Here is a 20,114-nt window from a genome sequence, read left to right on the forward strand (position 1 = left end):
ACTATCGACAGGTCGGCGACGCGGCCGGGAATCTTCCCAGGTCGTCACGCGTTGTGACAGACACCCAAGAACTTCCTATCGACGTAAGGATCCAATGACCTCCTCTTCTTCCCCTTCCCAGGACGAGCAGAGCTTCCACGAGAGCCTTCGGGCCGATGCCCTGATGGAAGAGGACGTCGCCTGGAGCCACGAAATCGACGGAGAGCGCGACGGCGACCAGTACGACCGCTCCGAGCGTGCGGCACTGCGCCGTGTCGCGGGCCTCTCCACCGAGCTCGAGGACGTCACCGAGGTCGAGTACCGCCAGCTGCGCCTCGAGCGGGTCGTGCTGGTCGGCGTCTGGACCTCCGGTACCGCGCAGGACGCGGACAACTCCCTCGCGGAGCTCGCCGCGCTCGCCGAGACGGCGGGTGCGCAGGTGCTCGACGGTCTCGTTCAGCGGCGCGACAAGCCGGACCCGGCCACGTACATCGGCTCCGGCAAGGCGCAGGAGCTGCGGGACATCGTGCTCGAGTCCGGCGCCGACACCGTCGTGTGCGACGGTGAGCTGAGCCCCGGCCAGTTGATCCACCTCGAAGACGTCGTCAAGGTCAAGGTGGTCGACCGGACCGCACTGATCCTGGACATCTTCGCCCAGCACGCCAAGTCCCGTGAGGGCAAGGCGCAGGTCTCGCTGGCGCAGATGCAGTACATGCTGCCCAGGCTCCGCGGCTGGGGTCAGTCGCTGTCCCGGCAGATGGGCGGCGGCGGGTCGAGCGGTGGCGGCGGTATGGCCACCCGCGGTCCCGGTGAGACCAAGATCGAGACGGACCGGCGCCGTATCCGCGAGAAGATGGCGAAGATGCGCCGGGAGATCGCGGAGATGAAGACCGGCCGCGACATCAAGCGCCAGGAGCGCAAGCGCAACAAGGTGCCTTCGGTGGCCATCGCCGGTTACACCAACGCCGGAAAGTCCTCGCTGCTCAACCGCCTCACGGGCGCGGGAGTGCTCGTGGAGAACTCGCTGTTCGCCACCCTCGACCCGACCGTGCGCCGGGCCGAGACGCCGAGCGGCCGGGTCTACACCCTGGCCGACACCGTCGGTTTCGTACGGCATCTGCCGCACCACCTCGTCGAGGCGTTCCGCTCCACCATGGAAGAGGTCGGGGATTCCGACCTGATCCTGCACGTGGTGGACGGCTCGCACCCGGTGCCCGAGGAGCAGCTCGCGGCGGTCCGTGAGGTGATCAGGGACGTCGGCGCGACCGATGTGCCCGAGCTCGTGGTGATCAACAAGGCGGACGCGGCCGATCCGCTCGTTCTGCAGCGGCTGCTGCGCACCGAGCGCCACGCCATCGCTGTCTCGGCCCGTACGGGCGCGGGGATCGCGGAGCTGCTCGCGATCATCGACGCCGAACTGCCGCGCCCGCAGGTGGAGATCGAGGCGCTCGTGCCGTACACGCACGGTGCACTGGTGGCCCGGGCCCACACCGACGGCGAGGTGATCTCCGAGGAGCACACCCCGGAGGGCACGCTGCTCAAGGCGCGGGTGCACGAGGAACTGGCGGCCGACCTGGCACCGTACGTGCCGGCGAAGCACTGACCTCTCCGCTGCTCCTGCACAACCCGAAGGCCCGCACCCTCTCAGGGGGTGCGGGCCTTCGGCGCTTCAGGGCGAGTCCTACTGGTTGGCGAACTTCTGGCTCTCCGCCTCGTAGACGTCCTTGGCTTCCTTGCCGAGGCGAGGACCGGCCAGCCAGCCGGCCGTCACCGGGCCGATCGAGGTGTTCGACACCAGCGTGGGCTGTCCGTCCTGGCCCGTGGTGAGCCAGCCGCCGCCGGAGGAACCGCCGGTCATCGTGCAGCCGAGGCGGTACATCGTCGGGTCGTTCTGCTGGATGGAGAGACGGCCTGGCTTGTCGACGCAGCGGAACAGCTTCTGGCCGTCGAAGGGCGCGGCCGCCGGGTAGCCGTTGGCCGACATGCTGGCGATCTTCGGAACGGCAGGAGCGTTGAAGTCCACCGCGACGGCCGAACCGGTCGTCTCCTCCAGGGACTTGGTGGAGCCCTTCTCCGGGGTCATGTGCAGCACCGCGAAGTCGTACGGAGCGCCCTGGCCGCCGGTCGGGCCGCCACCCTGGATCCACTGGTCGGAGGTCAGGGCTCCGTTCGCCCAGAAGACGCCGTACGGAGCGAGCTGCTTCCGGGTCGCACCCGCCAGCTGGGCGGCGGTCTTGCCGCTGTCGTTGTACGACGGGACGAAGGCGATGTTGCGGTACCAGCCGCCCTTCGCGCCGGCGTGGACGCAGTGACCTGCGGTCCACACCAGGTTGGACTTGCCGGGGTGGGCCGGGTCCTTCACCACGGTGCCCGAGCAGACCGCCGAGCCCTCGGGGGTGTCGAAGAGGATCTTGCCCAGCGCGGGAAGGCTCTGGTGGTACGGCGACTGGAGGGCCTGCGCGTTCACCGGCGCCGGGGTCGGGTCGGTCACACCCTTGTCACCCGAGATGTCGTTGGCGACGGGCTTCTGCGGCTGCTTGTCCGCACCCTTCATCCGGTCCGGGTCCCAGAGGCCGTCGATGATCGGGTTGATGAAGTCCTGGGCCTCACGGAGCCACTTGTCCTTGTCCCAGTTCTTCCAGTCGCCGTTCTTCCACTTGTCCAGGTCGAAGCCGTGTTCCTTCAGCCGGTCCTTGATGTCGTCCGGGATCTTGATCTTCCCGTCCGACGAGGAGGAGGCCGCCGAACTGCTCGGCTCGCCCCCGGCGTTGTCGTCGCCCGGGCCGCACGCGGTGGCGGCCAGAGCCAGTACGGCAGTCAGGCCGACTGCTGCCAAGGCTGGGCGTATCGGTCGCATGTCTTGTTCCCCCTGGGACTTCGTTTCGTCTGAACTCCGGCACCACGATGCCGAATTGCGGGCTCCACTATGCCGTGCCGTTGGGGACGGCGTGCGGCAGGGTCGCGGTTCCGTTGCCGCAAGGATCTTCCGACTTACCCGTGATCCCACGACGCCCGGGTCGTTGGTACGTACGGGGGAGCTCCGGGCTGTGTTCAGGTCGGAGAGCAACGGGTGTACGACAGGACAGTTACAGCGGGAGGACCAAAGCCGTGGCCGTGACCGAGGGGATCGCGCACGAGGGAATCCTGCGGCGGCAGTCGCTGCGCGAGTCGGCTGCGCGCACGTATGCGCGGTCACTGCCCATCGTGCCCGTGCGGGCGCGCGGACTCACGATCGAGGGTGCGGACGGGCGGCGGTATCTCGACTGCCTCTCCGGGGCCGGGACCCTGGCACTGGGCCACAACCATCCCGTGGTCCTCGAAGCGATCAAGAAGGTCATCGACTCGGGCGCCCCGCTGCACATCCTGGACCTGGCCACGCCCGTCAAGGACGCGTTCACCACCGAGCTGTTCGCCACGCTGCCGCCCGGACTCGCCGACAACGCGCGGGTGCAGTTCTGCGGACCGGCGGGTACGGACGCGGTCGAAGCCGCGCTCAAACTGGTCCGTACGGCGACCGGGCACAGTGGACTGCTCGCCTTCACCGGTGCCTACCACGGCATGACCGAGGGAGCCCTGGCCGCATCGGGGGGCGCACCGGATGTCCGGGTGACACGGCTGCCGTATCCGCAGGAGTACCGCTGTCCCTTCGGAGTCGGCGGTGAGCGCGGCGCCGAACTCTCCGCCCGCTGGACCGAGAGCCTCCTCGACGACCCCAAGAGCGGGGTGAGCGCACCGGCCGGGATGATCCTCGAACCGGTGCAGGGCGAGGGCGGTGTCATTCCCGCGCCCGACGACTGGCTGCGGCGGATGCGCCGGATCACCGCGGACCGCTCGATCCCGCTGATCGCCGACGAAGTGCAGACCGGAGTGGGACGCACCGGCGCCTTCTGGGCGGTCGAGCACAGCGGGATCGTCCCCGACGTGATGGTGCTCTCCAAGGCCATCGGCGGCTCCCTCCCCCTTGCTGTCGTCGTCTACCGCTCGGAGCTGGACGGCTGGGAGCCCGGCGCGCACGCCGGTACCTTCCGCGGCAATCAGCTCGCCATGGCGGCAGGCGCCGCCACCCTCGGCCACGTCCGCGAGAACCGCCTGGCCGAACGCGCCGCCACCCTGGGCGCCCGGATGCTCGGCCGTCTCCAGGGACTGGCCGCCGACCACCCCTGCATCGGTGACGTCCGTGGCAGGGGCCTCATGATCGGCGTCGAGCTCGTCGATCCGGAGGCCGAGGATCTGACGGCCGCCGGACCGCCCCCCGCCGACCCGGCTCTGGCCGCCACCGTGCAGCGGGAGTGCCTGGACCGAGGCCTCATCGTCGAACTGGGCGGCCGCCACAGCAGCGTCGTACGCCTGCTCCCTCCCCTCACCATCACCGACGAACAGGCCGAGGCCGTACTGGACCGGCTCGCCGACGCCCTGGCCGCCGCCGAACGCATGCACCGCCGCCACGAGACCGGGCCCTCGCACTGACCCCGGACCACCTCACAAGGAAGCCCTCCGTGAACCCCACCCCCGCACCCGATGCGCCCGAGGCAGACAGCCGCCCCACCGCCCACGGCCCACGCGCGGTCGATCCGGCGGTGGTACCGCGCCAGAAGACGGGGTCCCAGCTGCCGACCGGACCCGGGGATCCGCTTGACGACCCGGATCCGCACCAGGCGGCAGAGGCGGCGGCCGTCGAGAACCTGCTGCGCTGCTGGGTACGGGAGAACGACCTCGCCCGCCCGGACGGCACCACCCTGCGCATCCCGCTCCCCGCCAGCGGCAGCGCACTGCTCGTCCCCGTCCGCTACTGGTCGGCCACCGGATGGCACCGCTTCGGCAGGCCCGCGCTGGAGGGCGCCCCGCACAGCGCCCCGGCCGCCGACGCCGTCACCGTCGCGGCCCTGCTCGGCCGTGAGGCGGGCCAGGCGGAGAGCTCCGATCTGGTGGGCCGGGTCGCCGATTCGGTCAACTGCACCACCGCCTTCATCACCGACCGGCGCGCCGGCCCCTGCCCCGCCGCGGAGGCCGATCTCTTCCTCGCCGCCGAGCAGTCCCTCCTCCTGGGTCACCCTCTGCACCCCACGCCCAAGAGCAGAGAAGGTCTCTCCGAGGCCGAAACGCGCCTCTACTCCCCCGAGTTGCACGGCTCTTTCCCCCTGCACTGGATGGCGGTGGACCGGTCGGTACTGGCGCAGGACTCGGCCTGGACCGAGCGCGGCCGCACCGTCCCCGCCGACCAGCTGGCCGCCCGTCTCGCGGGGGACCTCCCGCTCCCCGCCGGTACCGTGCCGCTCCCTCTGCACCCCTGGCAGGCCCGCGAACTGGCCCACCGCCCCGCTGTGACCGCGCTCCTCGAAGCGGGGCTCCTGCACGACCTCGGCCCGTACGGAGACGACTGGCACCCCACCTCATCGGTCCGCACCGTCCACCGGCCGGGCGGTCAGGCGATGCTCAAGCTCTCGCTGGGCCTGCGCATCACCAACTCCCGCCGGGAGAACCTCCGCAAGGAACTCCACCGGGGCGTCGAGGTGCAACGCCTGCTGCGCGGCGGACTCGCCGAGGAGTGGCAGTCCGCCCACCCCGGTTTCGACATCGTCCGCGACCCGGCCTGGCTCGCCGTCGACACCCCGGACGGAGAACCGCTCCCCGGTCTGGACGTCGTGCTGCGCCACAACCCCTTCGGCCCCGGCGACGACGCCGTCTGCATCGCCGGACTGACCAGCCCCCGCCCATGGCCCGGCCGTACCGCGATGCACTCGCGCCTCGCCGACATCGTGACCGGACTCGCCGCCCGCACGGGCCGGTCCACCGGCGCCGTCGCCGCGGAGTGGTTCCTGCGCTACCTCGACCACGTCGTGCGCCCCGTGCTCTGGCTCGACGGCACAGCGGGCATCGCGCTCGAAGCCCATCAGCAGAACACCCTGGTCATTCTCGACCCCGACGGCTGGCCGGCCGGCGGCCGATACCGCGACAACCAGGGCTACTACTTCCGGGAATCCCACCGCGACTCCCTCGAACAACGCCTCCCCTCCATCGGCGCGGACAGCGACACATTCGTCGCCGACGCCGTCACCGACGAACGCTTCGCGTACTACCTCGGCATCAACAACGTCCTCGGACTGATCGGGGCGTTCGGCGCCCAGGACCTTGCCGACGAACGTCTGCTGCTCGCCGCATTCCGCCGGTTCCTCACCAAGGCGACCGCCCTCGGATCCCCCTTGCCCGCACTCCTCCTCGACAGCCCCGTGCTTCGCACGAAGGCCAATCTGCTGACCCGGCTGCAGGGACTCGACGAACTCGTCGGCCCCGTCGACACCCAGTCGGTCTACGTCACCCTCACCAACCCCCTTCACTCCACCGGGACATGACCCCACCCGACATCAGCACGTGAAATGAGGAACGTCGCCGTGCCTCCCACCGATGCGAGCACCGACACCGGAACCAACCCTCAGCCAGGGGGTCCCGAGGACACCCTGGACCTCAAGCTGCCCGAGGAACTGCTCTCCCTGCTGCGAGACCCGGACCCGGCGACCGCGCCCTGGCCCGCCCGCCCCGCGCCACCCCAGGACGACCTGCTCGACAACCCCTCGGCATGGGGCCCCGTCACCACCACAGCCGGAGTTTTCCGCCTCGCCCCCGTCCAGATCGACCGTGATCTCTCGCTCATCAGCCTCTGGATGAACGATCCCGCCGTGGCCGCCTTCTGGGAACTACCGGGTCCCGACTCGGTGACCGCCGCTCACCTGCGCTCCCAGCTCGACGGCGACGGGCGCAGCACCCCCTGCCTGGGCGTGCTGGACGGCACGCCCATGAGCTACTGGGAGATCTACCGAGCGGACCTCGATCCGCTCGCCAGGCACTACCCGGCCCGCCCCCACGACACCGGCCTCCACCTCCTCATCGGTGGCGTCGCCGACCGCGCCCACGGCCTCGGCACCACCCTCCTGCGCGCCGTCTCCGACCTCGTCCTCGACCACCGGCCGCAGTGTGCCCGCGTCATCGCGGAACCCGACCTCCGCAACACCCCCTCCGTCTCCGCCTTCCTCAGCGCCGGTTTCCGCTTCTCGGCGGAAGTCGACCTCCCCGACAAACGGGCCGCGCTCATGATCCGCGACCGTGCCTTCCGCAATCTGATGTGACGGCCCGCTTCATGTACTCCCCATTGATGTGAGCGATCTGCTTGATGTGAACGACCTGCTGCCTTGGATACACCGCTCGTCCCGAATCGGTTCCACCCCGAGGAGTCCCCGTGCCCACACCCCCTGCCACCCCTGACTCCGCAGAGGAAGCCACGGAGGACCCCGTCCTGTTCGCCCCGCCCGAGCTGAACAGTGAGGTCTGGGACCGCGCGGCCGCCCGCCTTCTCGCCAAGATGCTCGGGGCCTTCGCCTACGAGGAACTGATCGAGCCCGTCCCCGAGCCGACCCCGGCCGGCAGCGGCCGGCACACCTTCCGCCTCGACGACGACAGCGTCCTCACCTTCCGTGCCCGCCGCGGCAGTTACGGCCACTGGCACATCGACCCGGACACCATCGAGCTGCAGGGGAGGCCCTTCGGCGACCCTCTGCAGTTCCTCGTCCGCACCCGCCGTCTCCTCGCCCTGGACGGAGCGACCCTGGGCCACCTCGTCCGCGAACTCACCACCACGCTGGCCGCAGACGCCCGCCTCGACCACACGGCCCTCGCCGTGGCAGAACTCGCCGACCTCGGCTACGCCCAGCTCGAAGGCCACCAGACCGGGCACCCCTGGCTGGTCCTCAACAAGGGCCGCATCGGTTTCTCCGCCACCGACGCGGCGCGCTGGACCCCCGAAGCGCGCCGACCGTCACGTCTTCCCTGGATCGCGGTCTCCACCGAGCTCGCCGCCTACCGCGGGGTCCCCGGGCTCTCCACCCCCGACCGCCTCTACAGCCGCGAACTCGATGCCCCCACCCGCGCGTCCTTCGCCGCCGTCCTGCGTGCCCGAGGCCTCGACCCGGACCGGTACCTCTATCTCCCGGTCCACCCCTGGCAGTGGCACGAGACGATCCTGCCGCTCTTCGCCCCCGCCGTCGCGCACGACCAGATCGTGCCGCTGCACGCCGACACGGACCTGCGGATCCCCCAGCAGTCCATCCGTACGTTCCTCAACACCGGCCGCCCGGACCGCCACACCGTCAAACTGCCCCTCTCCATCCTCAACACCCTGGTCTGGCGCGGTCTGCCGACCGAACGCACCCTCGCCGCCCCCGCCGTCACCACCTGGGTCCAGGGCCTCCGCGACGGCGATGCCTATCTCCGCGAGGAGTGCCGCGTCATCCTCCTCGGCGAGGTCGCGTCCGTCGCCGTCCAACATCCCCTGTACGACCAGCTCCCCGAAGTCCCGTACCAGTACCGGGAGCTCCTCGGCGCGATCTGGCGCGAGCCACTGGAGGGCCACCTCGCCCCCGGCGAACGCGCCCGCACACTCGCCTCCCTGCTCCACACCGACCCCCAGGGACGTGCCTTCACCGCCGAGCTCGTCGAACGCTCCGGCCTGGAACCGACCGTCTGGCTGCGCCGCCTCTTCGCCGCCCTGCTGCCCCCGCTGCTGCGCTTCCTCTACCGCTACGGCACCGTCTTCTCACCGCACGGCGAGAACGCCATCGTCGTCTTCGACGACCACGATGTCCCCGTCCGCCTCGCGATCAAGGACTTCGTCGACGATGTGAACGTCAGCGCGGAGCCGCTGCCCGAGCACGACTCCATGCCCGAGGACGTCCGGGGGATCCTGCTCACGGAGGACCCGTCCTTCCTCACCCAGTTCATCCATTCAGGGCTCTTCGTGGGCGTCTTCCGCTTCCTCGCACCGTTGTGCCAGGACCAACTTGGGGTCCCGGAGGGTGAGTTCTGGTCGCTCGTACGGGCGGAGATCCTGCGCCACCAGGCGCGATTCCCCGAACTGAAGGACCGCTACGAGACCTTCGATCTGCTCACCCCCCGGCTGGAGCGACTCAGCCTCAACCGCAACCGTCTCCACCTCGACGGCTACCGCGACCGCCCCGACCGCCCGCACGCAGCCGTCCACGGCTCCGTCGCCAACCCCCTCCATCAGGTGTGATCCCGATTGTCAGTGCCGCACCGTAGGCTGGCCCCGCTATGACTGCTTCCCCACATGCCTCCCTTCCCGAGCTTCTGCACGCCGCCGTCACCGCCGTCGGCGGCACGGAGCGGCCCGGCCAGGCGGCCATGGCCGAGGCCGTCGCCGGGGCCGTCGACGACAGCTCCCATCTGCTGGTCCAGGCCGGCACCGGCACCGGTAAGTCCCTCGGCTATCTGGTGCCCGCCCTGGCCCACGGGGGACGCGTGGTCGTGGCCACCGCCACGCTCGCTCTCCAGCGTCAGCTCGTGGAGCGGGACCTGCCGCGTACGGTCGACGCGCTGCAGCCCCTGCTCCGCCGCAAGCCCCAGTTCGCGATGCTCAAGGGCCGCTCCAACTACCTCTGCCTGCACCGACTCCACGAGGGTGTGCCGCAGGAAGAGGAGGACGGTCTCTTCAACCAATTCGAGCAGTTCGAGTCGTCCGCCCCGTCGAGCAAGCTCGGCCAGGACCTGCTGCGGATGCGTGACTGGGCCGACGAGACCGAGACCGGCGACCGGGACGACCTCACCCCCGGGGTGTCCGACCGCGCCTGGGGACAGATCTCCGTCTCGTCCCGCGAATGCCTGGGCGCCACGAAATGCGCCTATGGGGCCGAGTGCTTCGCCGAGGCGGCCCGTGAGCGCGCCAAGCTCGCCGACGTCATCGTCACCAACCACGCCCTGCTGGCGATCGACGCCATCGAAGGCGCGCCGGTGCTCCCGCAGCACGAGGTGCTGATCGTCGACGAGGCACACGAGCTGGTCTCCCGGGTGACCGGAGTGGCCACCGGCGAGCTCACCCCCGGGCAGGTGAACCGCGCCGTGCGCCGGGCCGCCAAGCTCGTCAACGAGAAGGCGGCCGACGCCCTGCAGACCGCCTCGGAGACCTTCGAGCGCGTCATGGAGCTCGCTCTCCCCGGCCGCCTGGAAGAGATCCCCGAGGACCTCGGGTACGCGCTGATGGCGCTGCGCGACGCGTCCCGTACGGTCATCTCCGCCCTCGGCTCGACCCGCGACAAGTCCGTCCAGGACGAGGACGTCGTACGCAAACAAGCGCTCGCCTCCGTCGAGACCGTCCACGACGTGGCCGAGCGCATCACCCAGGGCTCCGAGTACGACGTCGTCTGGTACGAGCGCAACGATCACCGCGGTGGAAGCGCATTCCGCCAGAGCGGGGCCTCGCTCCGCGTGGCGCCGCTCTCGGTGTCGGGCCTGCTCCGCGAGAAGCTCTTCACCGACCGCTCCGTCGTCCTCACCTCCGCCACCCTCAAGCTCGGCGGCGATTTCAACGGTGTCGGCGCCTCGCTGGGCCTGGCCCCCGAGGGCACGGAGGGGGAGGACATCCCCGTCTGGAAGGGGCTGGACGTCGGCTCGCCCTTCGACTATCCCAAGCAGGGCATCCTGTACGTCGCCAAGCACCTGGCCACCCCTGGTCGCGAGGGCACGCGTACGGACATGGTCGACGAGCTGGCCGAGCTGATCGAGGCGGCCGGCGGCCGCACCCTCGGTCTGTTCTCCTCGATGCGCGGAGCCAAGGCGGCCGCCGAAGAGCTCCGCACCAGGCTCGACAAGCCGATCCTGCTCCAGGGCGAGGAGACTCTGGGCGAGCTGATCAAGAACTTCGCGGCCGATCCGGAGACCTGTCTGTTCGGCACGCTTTCGCTCTGGCAGGGCGTGGATGTCCCCGGCCCGAGCTGCCAGCTCGTGATCATGGACCGGATCCCGTTCCCCCGCCCCGACGATCCGCTGATGAGCGCCCGCCAGAAGGCGGTGGAGGAGGCAGGCGGCAATGGCTTCATGGCCGTGGCCGCCACGCACTCCGCGCTGCTGATGGCCCAGGGTGCGGGCCGACTCGTACGGGCCATGGGCGACAAGGGCGTCGTCGCCGTGCTCGACCCCCGGCTCGCCAACGCCCGATACGGCAGTTACCTTCGCGCCTCGCTGCCCGATTTCTGGTACACCACGGACCGCAACCAGGCCCGCCGCTCGCTGGCCGCGATCGATGCGGCAGCAAAGGCGGACGGCAAGTAGCGCGGACGCGCCGCACAGCGGACAGCGGACACAGCAGGGCCCCTGGAACCGGCGCAGTGGATTCCAGGGGCCCGGTTCATGACCGGCGGGGAGGGATCAGAGCCGCCGGAGCACTGCCACGACCTTGCCGAGGATCGTGGCCTCGTCGCCTGCGATCGGCTGGTACGCGGAGTTGTGCGGGAGCAGCCAGACATGGCCGTCCTCGCGCTTGAAACGCTTGACCGTGGCCTCGCCGTCCAGCATGGCCGCCACGATGTCGCCGTTCTCGGCGACGGGCTGACGGCGCACCGTGACCCAGTCGCCGTCGCAGATCGCGGCCTCGATCATCGAGTCGCCGACGACCTTCAGTACGAACAGCTCGCCGTCGCCGACCAGCTGGCGGGGGAGCGGGAAGACGTCCTCCACCGACTCCTCGGCGAGGATCGGGCCACCGGCCGCGATCCGCCCGACGAGCGGGACGTACGAAGCGGCGGGCTTGCCCGTGGTGTCCGTGGGCTGGCTGGTCGCCTGGTCCGAGCCGCGGACCTCGTACGCCCGGGGGCGGTGCGGGTCGCGGCGCAGGAACCCCTTGCGCTCCAGTGCCATGAGCTGGTGGGCGACCGACGATGTGCTGGAGAGCCCGACGGCCTGGCCGATCTCCCGCATCGACGGCGGATAGCCCCGGCGCTGCACGGAGTCCCGGATCACTTCGATGACCCGCCGCTGCCGGTCGGTGAGACCGGAGCTGTCCGCCCTGATGCCGGGAGGTCGGCCGGGCAGTGAGCGCGCAGGCCTCGAGGGCACGGCCCCCCCTGTGGATTCAGGGTTCGTGGCTGCGTCATTCATGGCATGCACCGGCTCGAGTCGGTTCTGGGCAGTGATGGTGGCGCTGCCTGCGGTCGTGGTCACGTCGGCCCCTCTCGAGATATTCGCTCTCCCTAGCTGCACAACGGTAGTAGCTTTCGAAAGGTTGCGCCAAACACACGTTCGAGTGAAAAACCGTGGAAACCTTCACGTGTGCGTATTCCTGGGTGTATGAGCGAGGCTCGAACCGAATGGCAATTCGGCCTATTACGGTAACCTCCGCCGCTGGAGCCGCACCCCTCGGGGGGTGTGCCGCGCGGCGGGCCGTGCCGACTTCCCAGTGTGTCATCCCAGCGGTCCGGCGGCCCTGACCGCCGGCCTCTCGCGTGTCTCCCGTAACCTCGTGGCGGACCCTTGGTGTTCCGGACCCGCGCGACACGCGCTGTGGTCGAAAGTCGCGCCAAACCCCAGATCTAGTGGTTGGATTGAACCAGCCACCCAGAAGTAGTGGTCCGTGGTCCTCAAGACCCCGGCCATCGCCTATGCTTGGGGCTGCTTCGAGGGCCCCGTGCGGGCCTGTTGAAGCCATTCAGTCGTGCTGTGAAGGAGGGTTGGGAATCATGCACTGCCCCTTCTGCAGGCACCCCGACAGTCGCGTTGTCGACAGCCGGACCACTGACGACGGCACGTCGATCCGCCGACGCCGCCAGTGCCCCGACTGCACCCGCCGTTTCACGACGGTGGAGACCGCCTCGCTGATGGTGATCAAGCGCAGCGGGGTCACCGAACCGTTCAGCCGTACGAAGGTCATCTCCGGTGTGCGCAAGGCATGCCAGGGGCGGCCGGTCACCGAGGACGCCCTCGCCAAGCTCGGCCAGCGGGTCGAGGAGGCGTTGCGCGCCACCGGGAGTGCCGAGCTGACCACTCACGACGTGGGTCTGGCCATACTCGGTCCCCTGCGGGAACTCGACCTTGTCGCGTACCTGCGCTTCGCGTCCGTGTACCGGGCGTTCAACTCGCTCGAAGACTTCGAGGCCGCCATCGCGGAACTCCGTGAAGGACGGCCCCACACTCCTGACTGCGAGTGCGGCGAGACCCTCGAGGTCCCCGTGCCCGCCACTGCTGCCGACTGACCCCAAGGGTCGGGCAGCGCGAGACCTGCCTGTGGTGCTGATGGCTGCACCTCAGGCACAAGACAGACAGACACACACCGTGCCCCGGGAAGAACTGGGCACTTCTGGGCGTTTTCGCCCGTATATGGGAGGCGGCATGACCGAGACGACGAGCGGCCCCGCACGAGGTTCCCGCGCCAAGGGATCCAAGGGCGGCAAGGGTCTGCGCATCGACCGCATCCACACCACCCCCGGCGTGCATCCGTACGACGAGGTGACGTGGGCGCGCCGTGACGTCGTCATGACCAATTGGCGCGACGGCTCGATCAACTTCGAGCAGCGTGGCGTCGAGTTCCCCGACTCCTGGTCGGTGAACGCGGTCAACATCGTCACCAGCAAGTACTTCCGCGGAGCGGTCGGCGCGGACAACCGCGAGAGCAGCCTCAAGCAGCTCATCGACCGTGTGGTGAAGACCTACCGCAAGGCCGGCGAGGAGAACGGTTACTTCGCCTCCCCGGCGGACGCCGAGCTCTTCGACCACGAGCTGACCTACGCGCTGCTGCACCAGGTCTTCAGCTTCAACTCGCCGGTCTGGTTCAACGTCGGCACCGCGCAGCCGCAGCAGGTCAGCGCCTGCTTCATCCTTTCCGTCGACGACTCCATGGAGTCCATCCTCGACTGGTACAAGGAAGAGGGGATGATCTTCAAGGGCGGCTCGGGCGCCGGCCTGAACCTCTCCCGCATCCGCTCCTCCAAGGAGCTCCTGTCCTCCGGCGGCAACGCCTCGGGTCCGGTCTCCTTCATGCGCGGCGCCGACGCGTCCGCCGGAACGATCAAGTCGGGCGGCGCCACGCGCCGCGCGGCCAAGATGGTCGTCCTGGACGTGGACCACCCGGACGTCGAGGCCTTCATCGAGACCAAGGTGAAGGAGGAGGAGAAGATCCGCGCCCTGCGCGACGCGGGCTTCGACATGGACCTGGGCGGGGACGACATCACGTCGGTCCAGTACCAGAACGCCAACAACTCGGTCCGTGTGAACGACGAGTTCATGAACGCCGTCGAGTCCGGCGCGAAGTTCGGTCTGCGCTCGCGCATGACCGGTGAGGTCATCGAGGAGGTCGACGCCAAGTCGCTCTTCCGCAAGATGGCCGAGGCCGCGCACGTCTGTGCCGACCCCGGTATCCAGTACGACGACATCATCAACCGGTGGCACACCTCGCCCGAGACGGGCCGGATCACCGCGTCCAACCCGTGCAGCGAGTACATGCACCTGGACAACTCGTCCTGCAACCTCGCCTCGCTGAACCTGATGAAGTTCCTGCGCGACGACGACCAGGGCAACCAGTCGTTCGACGCCGAGCGCTTCGCCAAGGTCGTCGAGCTGGTCATCACCGCGATGGACATCTCCATCTGCTTCGCCGACTTCCCCACGGAGAAGATCGGCGAGACGACCCGCGCCTTCCGCCAGCTGGGCATCGGTTACGCCAACCTCGGCGCGCTCCTGATGGCGACCGGTCACGCGTACGACAGCGACGGCGGCCGCGCGCTCGCCGGCGCCATCACCTCGCTGATGACCGGCACCTCCTACAAGCGCTCCGCCGAGCTGGCCGCGATCGTCGGTGCGTACGACGGCTACGCCCGCAACGCCGACGCCCACAAGCGCGTCATGAAGCAGCACGCGGACGCCAACACCTCCGCCAAGCGCATGGACGACCTCGACAACCCGGTCTGGGCCGCGGCGACCGAGGCCTGGCAGGACGTCATCCGGCTCGGCGAGAAGAACGGTTTCCGCAACGCGCAGGCCTCCGTGCTCGCGCCGACCGGCACCATCGGCCTGATGATGGACTGCGACACCACGGGCGTCGAGCCTGACCTGGCCCTGGTCAAGTTCAAGAAGCTCGTCGGCGGCGGCTCGATGCAGATCGTGAACAACACGGTCCCCAAGGCCCTCAAGCGCCTCGGCTACCAGCCGGAGCAGGTCGAGGCGATCGTCGCCCACATCGCCGAGCACGGCAATGTCGTCGGCGCCCCGGCCCTCAAGGACGAGCACTACGAGGTCTTCGACTGCGCCATGGGCGAGCGTTCCATCGCGCCCATGGGTCACGTACGGATGATGGCGGCCGCCCAGCCGTTCCTGTCCGGCGCGATCTCCAAGACCGTGAACATGCCCGCGAGCTCCACGGTCGAGGACGTCGAGGAGATCTACCTCCAGGGCTGGAAGCTCGGCACCAAGGCGCTCGCCGTCTACGTCGAGAACTCCAAGGTCGGCCAGCCCCTCTCGGCCAAGACCAAGGACAAGAAGCCCGAGGAGACGGCGGCGCCGAAGGCCGAGAAGGTCATCGAGTACCGCCCGGTCCGCAAGCGTCTGCCCAAGGGCCGTCCCGGCATCACCACCTCCTTCACGGTGGGCGGCGCCGAGGGTTACATGACCGCCAACTCCTACCCGGACGACGGCCTGGGCGAGGTCTTCCTGAAGATGTCCAAGCAGGGTTCGACCCTCGCGGGCATGATGGACGCCTTCTCGATCGCCGTCTCGGTCGGTATGCAGTACGGCGTTCCGCTGGAGACCTACGTCTCGAAGTTCACCAACATGCGCTTCGAGCCGGCCGGTATGACGGACGACCCGGACGTACGGATGGCGCAGTCGATCGTCGACTACATCTTCCGCCGCCTGGCGCTGGACTTCCTGCCCTTCGAGACCCGTTCGGCGCTCGGCATCCACTCCGCCTCGGAGCGTCAGCGCCACCTCGACACCGGTTCGTACGAGCCGAGCGACGAGGAGATGGACGTCGAGGGACTCTCGCAGTCCGCACCCCGCCAGACGGAGGCTCCGAAGGCCGCACCCGCCGCCAAGGCGCAGGAGCCGGAGGCCGCCAAGCCGGCTCCCCGGGAGGCGCACAACTCCACCGAACTGATGGAGATCCAGCTCGGAATGAGCGCCGACGCACCGCTCTGCCTCTCCTGCGGTACGAAGATGCGCCGCGCCGGCAGCTGCTACCTCTGCGAGGGCTGCGGCTCGACCAGTGGCTGCAGCTGATCGCGGTCGCGTACGACGCGTCTGAGGTGAAGTAGCCGCACAGGGCGGTGGGTCCGGAATTCCGGACCCACCGCCCTTCGGCTTCTCCGGGCCACGGGCCTCCACCAAATGGGCACCGGATACCCTCCTTTCACGCACATTCGGTGCGCGGGGCAGGGCGGGGAGCATGACAGACGGTTTGGCCGAAGACATAAGCGGCAAGAAGGCGGCGCTCCAGGCGTTCGCGGCGGTGGCGGTGCTCGGTGCCATCGCGGGCGCTCTGTGGTTGCAGACCCGGTTCGACGACCAGGGGACCGCGCACAGCGGTCCGGCCGTCTGCTCGAGTTCGCACGAGAAGGTCTTGCGGGGACAGGTGTCCGGGGGTGATCTCTGCAAGGCACTGAACCGGCCGGATCTTCCGACGCTCCTCGGTGCGCCGGGCAGTGAGGTGGAGAGCGCCTCGGGCAGCGCGAGCGAGTCGGCCATCGGCGGGATCAAGACGGTCACGCCCGAGGCGACCGTCGACATCGAGGAATACACCGTCAAGCTCTCGGCGACCTACGACCGGCTCGGGGTATCCGACTTCGCGGATCTGGTGGGTGCGAGCGCGCAGAAGAAAACGGTTCTGGGGCACCCGGCAGTCCTCTACATGGACCGGACCATCTCCATCAGGTTCAATCTCGGCGGCGGCAGCGACAAGGCCGAGACCGGGGCCGGCGGTGTCGCCTGGTGTCTGCTGATCGCCAAGGACGTGAAGGACGGCGGCGGTTACTACGAGATCGACATCTACCGTCAGGACAACGTGACCCCCGATCACACGACCCTGATCGGTCTCGCCGAGCGGGTACTGCCGGCCGTCCCGGGGTGGGCCGCGTGACCATGAGCGAGCCCATGTGGGGCGGTGAACAGGTCGATCTCGAGGCGTACTTCGCCCGGATCGGTCATCAGGGTGGCACGGCGCCCACCGTGGCGACGCTCCGGGCGCTGCACCGGGCGCATGTGGCGGCGATTCCCTTCGAGAATCTCGATGTGGCGCTCGGGCGGAACGTCCCGCTCGACATGAAGTCGCTGCAGGACAAGCTCGTGCGGCAGCGGCGCGGCGGTTACTGCTACGAGCAGAACTCGCTTCTCGCGGCGGTGCTCGAGCGGCTCGGGTTCGCGGTGTCGGCGCGCGGTGCCCGCAATCGCACCCGCGGGCCCGGAAGGCTTCCGGTGACGCACGCGCTGCTCGTGGTCGCCGTCGAGGGCGAACAGTGGCTCGTCGACGCGGGGTTCGGGGCCCAGGGCGTGCTGGAGCCCGTGGCCCTGCGCGACAGTGTGCGGGTCGAGCAGGGCGGCTGGACCTTCGGGATCGGGCGGGAGGACGAGGGGATCACCGTACTGAAGTCGCTGCGGCCCGAGGGGTGGAAGGATCTGTACGCCTTCGCGCCGCAGGCCCTGTATCCGGCCGACTTCACCGTCATGAACCACTACAGCTCGACCCATCCGCTCTCGAAGTTCGTGGGGCAGATCGTGGCGCAGCGGCATCTCCCGGGGGAGCGCGTCACCCTGGTGAGGGATGAGCTGACTGTCGTACGCGCGGAGGGATCCAGCGATCAACGGACCGTTTCAGTAAGGGATTTGCCCGGGATTCTTCAGTCTGTGTTCGGTATTGAGCTGGGTCCGGAGGATTCTGCCGAGCTGGTACGGGTGTACTCCGCCGGAGTGTGACCGGCGCCACGTATCGCGCCGTACGATGGCGCGGTGCTGGTCAAGTGGATTCGCTGCACCGTGACGGACCCCCGGGGGTTCGAACGGGGACAGCGGAAGTGGGCGGGGCTGCTCGGCGAGCCGGGCTTCCGGGGGCAGGGCGGCGGATGGAGCCGGGGACGGCCGGGGGTGGCGCATGTCTTCGCCTTCTGGGAGAGCCGGCCCTTCTACGACTCCTTCATGGCGCGCTCGCACGACCGGCTCGCCGCCGGCCAGTCGGGAACGTACAAGGACATCCAGGTCAAGCTCTTCGAGCACCGCTTCGATGTGAAGACGGGATTCGAGCCGCGGTTCACCGACGCGGACGTGGTGCGGCTCGCGCACTGCCGGGTGCACGCGGACCGCGTCGAGCATTTCGCGCTGCAGCAGGCGAAGGTCTGGAATCCGGCGATGGCGGGCTCGCCCGGAATGCTGCGCGGGGTGTTCGGCGAGGCGCCGGGGCACGAATTCCTGGTGCTCTCCATGTGGCAGTCGGCCGCCGAGCGGGGCAAGTACCGGCCCGAGCGGGTGGAGCGCCTCTCGGTGCGCGCCCAGACCGATGCGGACGTGGCGGCGCTGGCGGGCGACGTCGTACAGCTGGAGCCGTCGTGGACCGTGTGAGCGGCCCGGCGCAGCGGGCCGTGACCGTTCGATCTAGGGTTTTGGCATGGCACGACCACGACGCATCGTTCTCGTCCGGCACGGGGAGTCGGAAGGGAACGCCGATGACACGGTGTACGAACGCGAACCCGACCATGCGCTGAAGCTGACCGAGACCGGGCGGCGGCAGGCCGAGGAGACGGGTGTGCGGCTGCGCGAGCTGTTCGGGGACGAGCAGATCAGTACGTATGTCTCGCCCTACCGGCGCACCCATGAGACCTTCCGGGCCTTCGGTCTCGATCCCGCGCAGGTACGGATCCGCGAGGAGCCACGGCTGCGCGAGCAGGACTGGGGGAACTGGCAGGACCGGGACGACGTTCGACTTCAAAAGGCCTATCGGGACGCCTACGGGCATTTCTTCTACCGGTTCGCGCAAGGGGAGTCGGGGGCCGACGTCTATGACCGCGTGGGGGCCTTCCTGGAGAGTCTGTACCGGAGCTTCGAGGCGCCCGATCACCCGCCCAACGTGCTGCTCGTGACGCACGGGCTGACCATGCGGCTCTTCTGCATGCGCTGGTTCCACTGGTCGGTCGCCGATTTCGAGTGCCTGTCCAATCCGGGGAACGCGGAGACCAGGGTTCTGCTGCTGGGGGAGGACGGGCGGTACACGATGGACCGGCCGTTCGAACGCTGGCGCACCCCGGAGCCGTACGGGGTCACCGGATAGAGTGGATGCGCGATGATGACCGCCGATTCCGCTTTTGAACGTGCTGCGGCCAGCCTGCGTGGGCTGTCCGTGGGAGACGCACTGGGCTCCCAGTTCTTCGTCCCCGACAACTACCCCCTGCTGGGCCGGCGCGAGCTGCCGCCCGGGCCCTGGCAGTGGACCGACGACACCGAGATGGCGGCCTCCGTGCTGGCCGTGCTGGGTTCGTACGGCCGGATCGACCAGGACGCGCTGGCCGCGTCCTTCGCCGAGCACCATGATTTCGACCGGGGCTACGGGCCCGCGGTCAACCGGATGCTCCGCCTCGTCAGGGAGGGCGGTGACTGGCGTGAGCTGTCCAGTGCGCTCTTCAACGGACAGGGTTCCTGGGGCAACGGAGCCGCGATGCGGATCGCGCCCCTCGGCGCCTGGTACGCCGGTGACGCCGAGCAGGCCACCCACCAGGCCGAGATCTCCGCGTACACGACGCACCAGCACCGTGAAGCCGTCATGGGATCCATGGCGGTCGCAGCGGCGGCCGCGCTCGCGGCGGATCCCGCGGGGCCGCCCTCGCCGGGCGAGCTGCTCGACGGCGTGATCGCGCTGGTGCCGCGCAGCGCCGTGGGCGCGGGGCTGCGGCGGGCCAGGGACATGCTGGACTACGACGACGCGGGCACCGTCGCCGCGGTCCTCGGGTGCGGGCGTCGCACCAGCGCCCACGACACCGTGCCGTTCGCGCTGTGGTCGGCGGCCCGCGGGCTCGGCGACTTCGAGCAGGCCTTCTGGACGACCGCCCAGGTGGGCGGCGATGTCGACACGACCTGCGCGATCGTCGGCGGGGTGGTGGCGGCCGCGGGGAAGACGGGTGCGCCGCCGGCCGGGTGGCTGGAGCGGACCGAGGCGCTGCCGGAGTGGGTTCCCGCGCGCTGACGCGCCGTTGGGGTTGTCACGGTCCTGCCACAGGCTCCCTTCGTACGGAGGAAGCCGTGCGGTCCGGAGCTAGCCTTTCGGCCACGCCGCCGGTGATCATGACCGGCGCGTCGACGGAGGGGGTTCCGTGTCCGATGCAGAGCTGAAC

15 protein-coding genes are annotated in these 20,114 nt (G+C 69.5%); 13 read left to right on the forward strand and 2 right to left on the reverse strand.

The genetic code is table 11. From position 1 onward, the window contains the following. The first annotated feature begins 94 nt into the window (after positions 1-94). Complete coding sequence (gene hflX, locus AB0H78_RS23260; RefSeq protein ID WP_363236443.1) at positions 95-1,582, forward strand: GTPase HflX; 1,488 nt, start codon at positions 95-97, stop codon at positions 1,580-1,582. Between the two features lie 78 nt (positions 1,583-1,660). Here the strand turns inward: hflX and AB0H78_RS23265 are convergent, their stop codons facing one another. After that, positions 1,661-2,836, reverse strand: a complete 1,176-nt coding sequence (locus AB0H78_RS23265; RefSeq protein WP_363236444.1) for a hypothetical protein — start codon at positions 2,834-2,836, stop codon at positions 1,661-1,663. 251 nt (positions 2,837-3,087) lie between these two features. On the opposite strand from AB0H78_RS23265, the gene AB0H78_RS23270 reads away from it, so the two are divergent. From AB0H78_RS23270 to AB0H78_RS23290, 5 genes are all read left to right on the forward strand, one after another. Further along, positions 3,088-4,446 carry a diaminobutyrate--2-oxoglutarate transaminase gene (locus AB0H78_RS23270; protein WP_363236445.1) on the forward strand — a complete coding sequence of 453 codons (1,359 nt, stop codon included), beginning with the start codon at positions 3,088-3,090 and terminating at the stop codon, positions 4,444-4,446. 29 nt (positions 4,447-4,475) lie between these two features. Further along, positions 4,476-6,329 carry an IucA/IucC family protein gene (locus AB0H78_RS23275; RefSeq protein WP_363236446.1) on the forward strand — a complete coding sequence of 618 codons (1,854 nt, stop codon included), beginning with the start codon at positions 4,476-4,478 and terminating at the stop codon, positions 6,327-6,329. A gap of 39 nt (positions 6,330-6,368) precedes the next feature. Next, a complete protein-coding gene (locus AB0H78_RS23280) occupies positions 6,369-7,100 on the forward strand; it encodes a GNAT family N-acetyltransferase (protein ID WP_363236447.1) in 732 nt (243 codons plus the stop codon). Positions 7,101-7,210: 110 nt separating this feature from the next. After that, complete coding sequence (locus tag AB0H78_RS23285; protein ID WP_363236448.1) at positions 7,211-9,040, forward strand: IucA/IucC family siderophore biosynthesis protein; 1,830 nt, start codon at positions 7,211-7,213, stop codon at positions 9,038-9,040. A gap of 38 nt (positions 9,041-9,078) precedes the next feature. After that, positions 9,079-11,091: an ATP-dependent DNA helicase gene (locus AB0H78_RS23290; RefSeq protein ID WP_363236449.1), complete on the forward strand. Its 2,013-nt coding sequence runs from the start codon at positions 9,079-9,081 to the stop codon at positions 11,089-11,091. 96 nt (positions 11,092-11,187) lie between these two features. Here AB0H78_RS23290 and lexA read toward each other — a convergent pair whose 3' ends face one another. Beyond that, positions 11,188-11,979: a transcriptional repressor LexA gene (gene lexA / locus AB0H78_RS23295; protein WP_363236450.1), complete on the reverse strand. Its 792-nt coding sequence runs from the start codon at positions 11,977-11,979 to the stop codon at positions 11,188-11,190. A 515-nt stretch (positions 11,980-12,494) separates the two neighbouring features. Here lexA and nrdR point away from each other — a divergent pair. The 7 genes from nrdR to AB0H78_RS23330 all read left to right on the forward strand — a co-directional run bounded on the left by nrdR (position 12,495) and on the right by AB0H78_RS23330 (position 19,966). After that, positions 12,495-13,007 (forward strand): transcriptional regulator NrdR, encoded by a 513-nt coding sequence (nrdR, locus tag AB0H78_RS23300; RefSeq protein WP_363236451.1) that lies wholly within the window; start codon positions 12,495-12,497, stop codon positions 13,005-13,007. A gap of 136 nt (positions 13,008-13,143) precedes the next feature. Next, on the forward strand, positions 13,144-16,023 hold the full coding sequence (locus AB0H78_RS23305) for a vitamin B12-dependent ribonucleotide reductase (protein ID WP_363236452.1): 2,880 nt from the start codon (positions 13,144-13,146) through the stop codon (positions 16,021-16,023). A 178-nt stretch (positions 16,024-16,201) separates the two neighbouring features. Next, positions 16,202-16,879, forward strand: coding sequence for a DUF6215 domain-containing protein (locus AB0H78_RS23310; protein WP_363236453.1), 678 nt, complete (start codon positions 16,202-16,204; stop codon positions 16,877-16,879). Between the two features lie 2 nt (positions 16,880-16,881). Continuing rightward, positions 16,882-17,712 carry an arylamine N-acetyltransferase gene (locus AB0H78_RS23315; protein WP_363236454.1) on the forward strand — a complete coding sequence of 277 codons (831 nt, stop codon included), beginning with the start codon at positions 16,882-16,884 and terminating at the stop codon, positions 17,710-17,712. A 33-nt stretch (positions 17,713-17,745) separates the two neighbouring features. Then, the gene (locus AB0H78_RS23320) at positions 17,746-18,351 is read left to right on the forward strand and encodes a YdbC family protein (RefSeq protein ID WP_363236455.1); all 606 of its coding nucleotides are present in this window, start codon (positions 17,746-17,748) and stop codon (positions 18,349-18,351) included. 46 nt (positions 18,352-18,397) lie between these two features. After that, positions 18,398-19,057 (forward strand): histidine phosphatase family protein, encoded by a 660-nt coding sequence (locus tag AB0H78_RS23325; RefSeq protein WP_363236456.1) that lies wholly within the window; start codon positions 18,398-18,400, stop codon positions 19,055-19,057. 15 nt (positions 19,058-19,072) lie between these two features. Then, on the forward strand, positions 19,073-19,966 hold the full coding sequence (locus AB0H78_RS23330; RefSeq protein ID WP_363236658.1) for an ADP-ribosylglycohydrolase family protein: 894 nt from the start codon (positions 19,073-19,075) through the stop codon (positions 19,964-19,966). The last annotated feature ends 148 nt before the right edge of the window (positions 19,967-20,114 follow it).

This window comes from Streptomyces sp. NPDC050738, assembly GCF_040654175.1.
Classification (GTDB): Bacteria; Actinomycetota; Actinomycetes; order Streptomycetales; family Streptomycetaceae; genus Streptomyces.

Coding starts and splice junctions, on each gene's coding strand:
- AB0H78_RS23325 (WP_363236456.1), top strand. CDS start 18,398: ATGGCACGACCACGACGCATCGTTCTCGTCCGGCACGGGGAGTCGGAA.
- AB0H78_RS23290 (WP_363236449.1), top strand. CDS start 9,079: ATGACTGCTTCCCCACATGCCTCCCTTCCCGAGCTTCTGCACGCCGCC.
- hflX (WP_363236443.1), top strand. CDS start 95: ATGACCTCCTCTTCTTCCCCTTCCCAGGACGAGCAGAGCTTCCACGAG.
- AB0H78_RS23315 (WP_363236454.1), top strand. CDS start 16,882: ATGAGCGAGCCCATGTGGGGCGGTGAACAGGTCGATCTCGAGGCGTAC.
- AB0H78_RS23305 (WP_363236452.1), top strand. CDS start 13,144: ATGACCGAGACGACGAGCGGCCCCGCACGAGGTTCCCGCGCCAAGGGA.
- nrdR (WP_363236451.1), top strand. CDS start 12,495: ATGCACTGCCCCTTCTGCAGGCACCCCGACAGTCGCGTTGTCGACAGC.
- AB0H78_RS23265 (WP_363236444.1), bottom strand. CDS start 2,836: ATGCGACCGATACGCCCAGCCTTGGCAGCAGTCGGCCTGACTGCCGTA.
- AB0H78_RS23330 (WP_363236658.1), top strand. CDS start 19,073: ATGACCGCCGATTCCGCTTTTGAACGTGCTGCGGCCAGCCTGCGTGGG.